Genomic DNA, 7654 nt, shown 5'->3' with positions numbered 1-7654 from the left:
CGACGGCCACGAGCGTGGCGGCCCCCTGCCCCCTGGTCAGGGCGGCCTGAGCCCCCTGTCGTTCCGTTGCGTCGATCGCCATTCCCTTGCCCCTCGATCGATTACTTATGAGCATCTACTCGCGTAGGAGCATAAGGTATCTTACTATCATCGTCAATCTTATGGCGACGGCGGGAGCGAGGAAGCCCCTGACCGGACATCGACACCCGATCGATCGGAGCCCACCGAAATGCCGTTGACCAGTGATGACAGCACCGCAGCCAGTGAGCCCCGCCCTCCGGCCGACCCAGCCGACGTCCTGGTGGTCGGCGCCGGCCCTGTGGGACTGACCGCGGCATGCGAACTCCTGCGACGGGGGGTACGCGTGCGGCTCGTCGACCGAGCGGCCGAGGCGTCCCCCTTCCCCAAGGCCCTCCTGCTCTGGCCGCGCACGCTCGACATGCTGGAGGACCTCGGTTCGCTCGACGCGGCCAGGAAGGCCGGCATCGACATCAACACGTTCCGCTACTACTCCTCGGGCGCGCCGCTGGCCTCGTTCACCTTCCCCGAACACCTGACGCCGCTGTGCCTGCCGCAGAGCGAGACCGAGCGCGTCCTCCACGAACGGCTGCTGGAACTCGGCGGTCGGGTCGAACGCGGTGTGCGGCTGCTCGCCTTCGACGGAATGGACTTCTCCGGGGACGTCACGGCCACCGACGGGGTGACCGCGATCCTGGAGCACGCCGACGGAACCGTGGAGCGCTACCGCGCGCCCTTCGTCATCGGAGCGGACGGCGCGGGCAGCGCCGTGCGGGCGCAGATCGGCACCGGGTTCAGCGGCAGCACCTACGAGTCGGCGTTCGCCCTCGTCGACTGCCGCATCGAGGGCGACCTGCCCACCGACGAGGCCCTCTACTACCAGTCACCGCAGGGCGCGCTGGTCATCGTCGCCCTCCCCGACGGGGTGTTCCGGTTCTTCGCCAGCCTCCCCCCGGGAGAGAAGGTGAGCGTGGCGCTCCTCCAGCGGATCGCGGACGAGCAGGGTCCCGGCGGTGTACGCCTGGTCGACCCCGTGTGGGAGTCGGTCTTCCGCGTCCACCGCAGGCACGCCGACGACTTCCAGAGGGGCCGGGTCTTCCTGGCCGGCGACGCCGCCCACGTGCACAGCCCGGCGGGCGGCCAGGGGCTCAACACCGGCATGCAGGACGCGCAGAACATCGCCTGGAAGCTCGCCGCCGTGATCGGCGGACAGGCCGCCCCCTCCCTGCTGTACACCTATGAACAGGAACGCAAGGACGTGGCCCGGCAGGTGGTGCGCGACACCGACATCCAGACCCGGGGGTGGATGCTCAAGCACCCGCTCCAGACCGGAGCCCGTGACGCGGCGTTCCGCGTCCTGGAGCCGGCCATGGAGCGCCACTACCTCCCGGTGATGGCGGGGTACCGCTTCCGGTACACCCCCACCCGCAGCACGCAGGAACCGGCGTGGCCCTCCTCCTGCCTGCTGTCCCAGCACCGACCGGGGGCCATCCGGGTCGGTCACGCCCTGCCCCGCGCACTCGCCGTCGCCCTGGGCGTCGGCGGCGAGGAGCGGCACGGCGATGACGCCGTCTGCGCTCCCCGGTGGACGCTCGCCGTCACTCCGGGCCGCCCCGGGTTGGCTGAGGACCTGGCGCGAGCCATCGCGAACCGCCCGGAGGTCACGGTGCGGACGCTGGCCCCGCGGGACGCCACCGAGCACCGGCTCTGCTCAGCCACCGGTTACCACCTGATCCGCCCGGACGGCTACGTCGCCGCGCACGGGCACGGGGACGACCGGGCGCGACTCCGCGCCGAACTCGCGGCCCACCTCGGAGCCGCCCCCCGCTGACCGTCCACCGCGTACACCGAAGCGGGGCACCGGATTCCCGATCCGGTGCCCCGCGACCTTCCGTGTCGTGCCCGGTGTCAGCTTCCGGCCGCGACCTGCTCGCTCGTCCGCGAGGCCAGGACCTTGCGGTCCCGGCTGACGAGCAGACCGATGACCAGCTCGACCGGGGCGAGCACGATCAGCAGCACCAGGGCCGGGGTCCAACTGCCCGTGACCGACCCGATCAGGCCGAACAGGAGCGGACCGCACACCGCGCCCACGCCGTAGCCGACCGTCTGCACCATGCCCGACAGCTGGGCGGCCACGCCGGGGTCGGGCGAGCGCAGACCGATGAAGGTCATCGCCATCGCGAACCCGCCGCCCAGGGCCAGGCCGAGGACGATGGCCCAGAACGTGGCGAGGTCGGGCTGGACGATCAGTCCGAGGTTGGCCACCGCGCCCAGGACGGCGACCGTGACGGTCACCGTCGCCGGACGCACTCGCCCGGAGAGCACGGGGGCCAGCACCGCGGCCGGGATGCTCACCAGCATGCACAGGGAGAGCACGGCGCCGGCCTCGGCGGCCCCGCGGTCGATGAGGATCGTCGGCAGCCACCCCAGGGCGGTGAAGAAGGCCAGGGCGCGAAGCGCCAGGTAGAGCGTGGTCTGCCAGGCGACGGCGTCACGCAGCAGCTTGCCCAGGACGGGGGGCGGCGCGGCCGCCCCATTCGGCTTCCCCTGGCTCAGGGCCAGGGGCACCCACACGACCAGGGCCAGGATCGCCAGCCCCGCCCACAGCACCAGGGCGGTGGGCCAGTCGACGCCGAGGCCGTCGCGCAGGGGGACGGTCACACCGGAGGACAGAGCCGCGCCACCGCTGAGGACCGCCGTGGCGAGCCCCGTGTAGAAGCGGATCCGGTCGGGGAAGGCGCTCTTGACCACGGCGGGGATCAGAACGTTTCCGATGGCGAGTCCGGCACCGGCCAGGACGGTGCCGACGAACAGGGTCGGCACGGCCGGGACGAACCGGATGGCCAGGCCGATGACGATCAGGACCAGCGCCAGCGTGACGGCGCTGTTGACACCGATCCTGCGGGCGAACGCAGGGGCGAGCAGGGCGAAGACGCCCAGACACAGGACCGGGAGAGTGGTGAGCAGGCTGATGGTCGCGCCGGACAGGCCCAGGTCCTCCTGGATCTGGCCGAGCAGGGGGGAGACGCTTCCGATGGCCGGGCGGAGGTTGACCGCGAGCAACACGAGCCCCACGGCCGTCCAGAGGAGGTTGGACGTCGCCCGGACGCCTTGTTGGTCTTGTGCCACGAGTTCCTCACTCAACGTGTCGGTGATGCGACTGGCCTGGCACAGGGGGTCAGACCAGAAAGACCAAGAGACCTGATACCTATCTATTAGCGATCAGGTAACCAAGATCTGCTAGATATAAGATAGCGTATCCCATGAACCGCCTGGATCGGCTTCCGCACGGAACGTCATCCACCGCCTCCCCGGGGGCTTCGGCGGGGGAACACCAGGACAGAGCAGGACCCAGAAGGGAAAGATCGTGGCTTACCACATCGCCGTGAAGTTCGACGTGCCCGCCGAGCACCGCGACGAGTTCATCGCCGCCGCTCTGGAGGACGGCCGGAACTCGAACGCCGACGAGCCCGGCACGCTGGCGTTCAACCTCGTCGAGGACGAGGAGACCGCCAACCGCTTCTACCTGATCGAGGCCTACGAGGACGAGGAGGCCTTCCAGGTGCACTGCGACGGAGCGCACTTCAAGAAGTTCTTCGACATCATCGGCAGCTGGGGCCAGGAGGGCCCCGAGTGGCTGGTGCGGGGCACCCAGCACGTCTGATCCCCAACCCGACACGAGTGCCCGTGTGGTGGAGCTCCACCACACGGGCACTCTTCTCATCTCCCTCCTCCGCCGCCCAGGAGGCGGAGGAGGGAGACCGACGCCTTCTACCCCTGCGGGGTCACCGGACCCTCGCCCGCTCCGGTGCGCACCGTGGCCTCCGCGATCTCCGACAGATCGGCCTCGGTCAACTCCAGCGAACCGGCGGCCAGCCACGCGTCGATCTGCGCGGGCCGGCGCGCGCCGACGATGGCGCCGGTCACACCGGGCCAGGCGGCCGCCCAGGCCACCGCGACGGCCGCGACCGTGGTCCCGTGCCGCTCGGCGACGGGCTCCAGCGCCCGGGCCAGGGCGAGGTTGGGCTCCAGGTTGGTGGTGAAGTCCACGTGCCCCCGCCGCCAGTCGGCGGCGTCCAGTGCCTCGACCCGTTCCCGGGAGAAGGCCCCGGTGAGCAGTCCGGACTGCATGGGTGAGTAGACGATCACACCGGTGCCGTTCTTCGCCGCCCAGGCCACCTCACCCGCGTTGGAGCGGTTGATCGCGGAGAACGGCGGCTGGACCGCCTCGACGTGGGCGACCGCCTCAGCCCGCTCCAGGAGCGGCACGTCGTGGTTGGACAGCCCGATGGCGCCTACCTTGCCCTCCGCCTTCAGCTCCGCCATCACCGCCCAGTACTCCTCGATCGGGGTCGCCTGGGGCGCCGGGCCGCCCGACTCCTCCCCGCTGTACTCCAGCGAGGCGCCCGTGTCGGGCCAGTGCACCTGGAACAGGTCGATCCGGTCCACCCCCAGGCGGGAGAGGGAACCCTCCACCTCGCGACGGACGCTGTCGGGGCGCATGATCCGGTGCGGGGGCGCGCCCGGGTCGTCCTCGTCCCAGACCAGACCGCACTTGGTGAAGACGAGGGGACGGTCGGCCTCGGGGAGAGGGGCGACGGCCTTGCCGACCACCTCCTCGGAGTGGCCGAGACCGTAGACGGCCGCGGTGTCGATCCAGTTGACGCCGTTCTCGACGGCGTGGCGGATGGCGGCGATCGACTCAGCGTCGTCCTGAGCCCCCCACGAGTAGCGCCAGCCACCGCCTCCGATCGCCCAGGCACCCAGGCCGACCCGGGTGATGTCCATCCCGGTGTCGCCCAACGGGCGGGTCTGCAGGCTCATTCGCGTACTCCCATCGGTCGTGTCAGTGCGTCTGAGCATCAGAACCCATGTTCTCACATGAAGGCAGATGTTTGCTCGAAATCAATCATCTATCAGGGTTCCTTCATCCATAAGAGTACGTATACTTATCTGGACTCGCACACACGCCGACCTGGAAGAGGTGCCCCCCATGTGTGGACCTGAGCTGATCCGCAACGCCCAGAGCAGTCTCGCCAAGGACAGCGCCGACACCGCGACGATGACGGCGCCCCGACCGACGACCCCCGAACCCGCGACCCCCGCCCGACCCGCCAGCGCGGGGGTGGGCCGACGCCGGATGCTCACGGGCTCCGCCGCCGTGGGCGCCCTCCTCACCGGCATCGGCGCACTGGGCGTCGGCAACAGCGACCCCGCCTACGCCCAGGCCCTCAACGGCGTCTCCGCCTCCCGCCTGCGGGTCACCAACCTCAGCCACGCCATCCACACCGACTTCCCCGTCTACTCCCCCTTCGCTCTGGAGCCCAACATCTTCCAGACCGCGTGGGTGGACGACGACGGCTACAACGCGCTCAAGCTGGAGATCGACGAGCACACGGGGACCCACATGGACGCCCCCTGGCACTTCTTCGACAACGACGACGCCCTGCGCAACGAACAGATGGACCCGGCGAACCTGGTCTGCCCCCTGGTCGTGATCCGCATCGCCGACCGCGCCGAGACGGACCTGGACGCCGAGGTCACCGTGCGGGACCTGCGGAACTGGGAGCGGCGCTACGGCCGCATCCCGCGGCGCGCCCTCATCGCCATGGACTCCGGCTGGACCCGGCGCGTGCTCAGCGGCCAGGCCGACATGCTGAACCGCGGCAGTGACGGGATCCCCCACTTCCCCGGGTTCAGCGCCGAGGCGTGCGCCTGGCTGCTGAACCACCGCGACGTCGCCGGCATCGCGGTGGACAGCCCGAGTCTGGACCCGGGCCCCAAGTCCGTCTCCGACCCCCAGGCCCACATCCTGATGCTGGGCGCGAACAAGTACGGCCTCGAGATCACCGCGCACATGGACGAGGCCCCCGAGTGCGGCGCCATCGCCGTGGTCGGTGTCATCAACACCAAGGGCGGGACCGGCGGCCCCACCCGCCTCCTGGCCGTCCACTGACCGAACCGCTCCCCTGGCACTCGGCCCCCGAAGACGCCGGTCTTGGCCGCCGGCGCCCTCGGGGGCCGTTCACGTGCCCCGACCGGATCAGCTCCAGCCGTACCGTCCCCGCAGTACGTCCGCGACCAGACCGAACCGCTCCTCGTCCAGGACCGCGGCCTCCCGACGGATGCCGTCCTCCTCGAACTCGAAGAGGCGGTCCACCCGAACGTGGGAGTCCCGGCCCTCGCGGTCCCAGGATCCGCTGCCGATGGGCAGCCAGTCCTGGCTCTCCCACGCCTCGGGGCTCTGGGACGAGAGCATGAGACCGTGCAGTCGGCCGTCCTTGCGCCCCACGACGAGCATCGGCCGGTCCTTGCCCTGGGAGGGATCCTCCTCGTAGGGGACCCACGTCCACACGATCTCGCCCGTGTCGGCGAGACCGTCGCGTTCGGGAGCGTAGGCGATACGGGTCGCGTTGCGTTCGGTGGGGATCTCACGGACCTGGCCGTGCTGGGGGTGCGGGTCGGACCCGCGCGCTGTGTCTTCGCTCACAGGAGGCATCCTAGGCGGTGCCAGCGGCCCGTGGAACGACCTCGGTCCGCCGTCCGCCTCAGCAGGCCTCGAAGAGGTGTCCGGGCTCGTCGGGCACGACGAGATCGCGGTCGCGCAGGATGGTGCTGGCGGGGGACTCCGGGTCGGCGCACGCCTCCTCGAAGGGGATGTCCAGGGTGTCGGGGTACTCGATGGCCAGGACGGCGTCACCGTAGACGTCGGTGTAGGCGGAGCACTCCTGGTAGGCGACGCACTCCTCGGCCACCGCCAGGTCGAACCCGGCCTGCTCGTGCGCCCGGTACGTCAGCTCGGCGGCGTTCTTCTGGGCCGCGTCCATCCCCAGGGCGTGCGCCGCCTCCACCAGTTCGGCGGCCAGGGCGAGGGCGTCGTCGGCGTCGAAGGCTCCCCCGGAACGGGTGAAGGAGTCCAGGTTGTCGAACTCCACGGCGTCGAAGCCCCGCTCCGCGCAGTCCGCGACCGTCTGGCCGACGACGTCGGCGACCTCCCCTCGGCGTTCCTCGGTGGACACGTCCAGCAACACCTCGTCCGGCCAGTCGGGGTCGGCGACGAACGCGCCGTCGGCGTCCCGCAGCAGCGCGTCGGGATGCTCCGACACCCACCGCTCCAGGTCCTGGGGTTGGGTCTGGAACGCGTTGACGTAGCAGACCGAGTACAGGTCCGGCGCGGGTTCGTCGCTGGAGTCGCGCACCACCGCCACCACGTCCGGCGCGGGTTCGTAGCCGCCGCCGAGCTGGTAGTCGAACGGCCCGACGGGCACTGACGGCTCCGGAACCCCCTCCTCGCTCGCGGAACCCGTCGTCCGGGACGCCTCGGTCGGCGCACACCCGACGCACAGGACCGCCAGGGCCAGGGCTCCCGTCCACCGGAAGGCGGAGGGAGGCGTCACAGGATCACCAGATCGTCTCGGTGCACCAGTTCGCGCTCGTAGGAGGGACCCATCTCCCTGGCCAGCCACCGCGTCGACCTACCCATCATGTCGGGGACTTCGGAGGCGTCGTAGTTGACCAGACCGCGCGCGACCACGGTGCCCTCCTCGTCGCGCAGGTCCACCGGGTCTCCCGCGCTGAAGTCGCCCATGACCTTGACCACGCCCGCGGGCAGCAGGGAGGCCTTCTCACTCACGAC

8 protein-coding genes are annotated in these 7654 nt (G+C 70.7%); 3 read left to right on the top strand and 5 right to left on the bottom strand.

Features of this window, described 5'->3' with window-relative positions:
- Positions 1–229 precede the first annotated feature (229 nt).
- A complete protein-coding gene (locus D471_RS0106030; RefSeq protein ID WP_017597795.1) occupies positions 230–1849 on the top strand; it encodes an FAD-dependent monooxygenase in 1620 nt (539 codons plus the stop codon).
- Positions 1850–1926: 77 nt separating this feature from the next.
- On the opposite strand, the gene D471_RS33245 is transcribed toward D471_RS0106030, so the two are convergent.
- Entirely contained in the window at positions 1927–3147 is a 1221-nt protein-coding gene (locus tag D471_RS33245) for a CynX/NimT family MFS transporter (RefSeq protein WP_040688550.1), read from the bottom strand.
- Between the two features lie 238 nt (positions 3148–3385).
- Between D471_RS33245 and D471_RS0106020 the strand changes: the two genes are divergently transcribed.
- Positions 3386–3682: a putative quinol monooxygenase gene (locus D471_RS0106020; protein WP_017597793.1), complete on the top strand. Its 297-nt coding sequence runs from the start codon at positions 3386–3388 to the stop codon at positions 3680–3682.
- 107 nt (positions 3683–3789) lie between these two features.
- Here D471_RS0106020 and D471_RS0106015 read toward each other — a convergent pair whose 3' ends face one another.
- A complete protein-coding gene (locus tag D471_RS0106015; RefSeq protein WP_017597792.1) occupies positions 3790–4842 on the bottom strand; it encodes an aldo/keto reductase in 1053 nt (350 codons plus the stop codon).
- 169 nt (positions 4843–5011) lie between these two features.
- Between D471_RS0106015 and D471_RS0106010 the strand changes: the two genes are divergently transcribed.
- A complete protein-coding gene (locus D471_RS0106010) occupies positions 5012–5974 on the top strand; it encodes a cyclase family protein (protein WP_017597791.1) in 963 nt (320 codons plus the stop codon).
- Positions 5975–6061: 87 nt separating this feature from the next.
- Here D471_RS0106010 and D471_RS0106005 read toward each other — a convergent pair whose 3' ends face one another.
- From D471_RS0106005 to D471_RS33240, 3 genes are all read right to left on the bottom strand, one after another.
- On the bottom strand, positions 6062–6508 hold the full coding sequence (locus D471_RS0106005; protein ID WP_017597790.1) for a type II toxin-antitoxin system PemK/MazF family toxin: 447 nt from the start codon (positions 6506–6508) through the stop codon (positions 6062–6064).
- A gap of 58 nt (positions 6509–6566) precedes the next feature.
- Positions 6567–7415, bottom strand: coding sequence for an endo alpha-1,4 polygalactosaminidase (locus D471_RS0106000; protein WP_017597789.1), 849 nt, complete (start codon positions 7413–7415; stop codon positions 6567–6569).
- A partial coding sequence (locus D471_RS33240; protein WP_040688548.1) for a PUA domain-containing protein occupies positions 7412–7654 on the bottom strand: 243 nt, incomplete at its 5' end. The genes D471_RS33240 and D471_RS0106000, both read right to left, overlap by 4 nt.

Source organism: Nocardiopsis lucentensis DSM 44048 (assembly GCF_000341125.1).
GTDB classification, from domain to species: Bacteria; Actinomycetota; Actinomycetes; order Streptosporangiales; family Streptosporangiaceae; genus Nocardiopsis; species Nocardiopsis lucentensis.
Note: the sequence above shows the minus strand (reverse complement) of the source record. Positions and strands in the feature narration are given on the sequence as shown.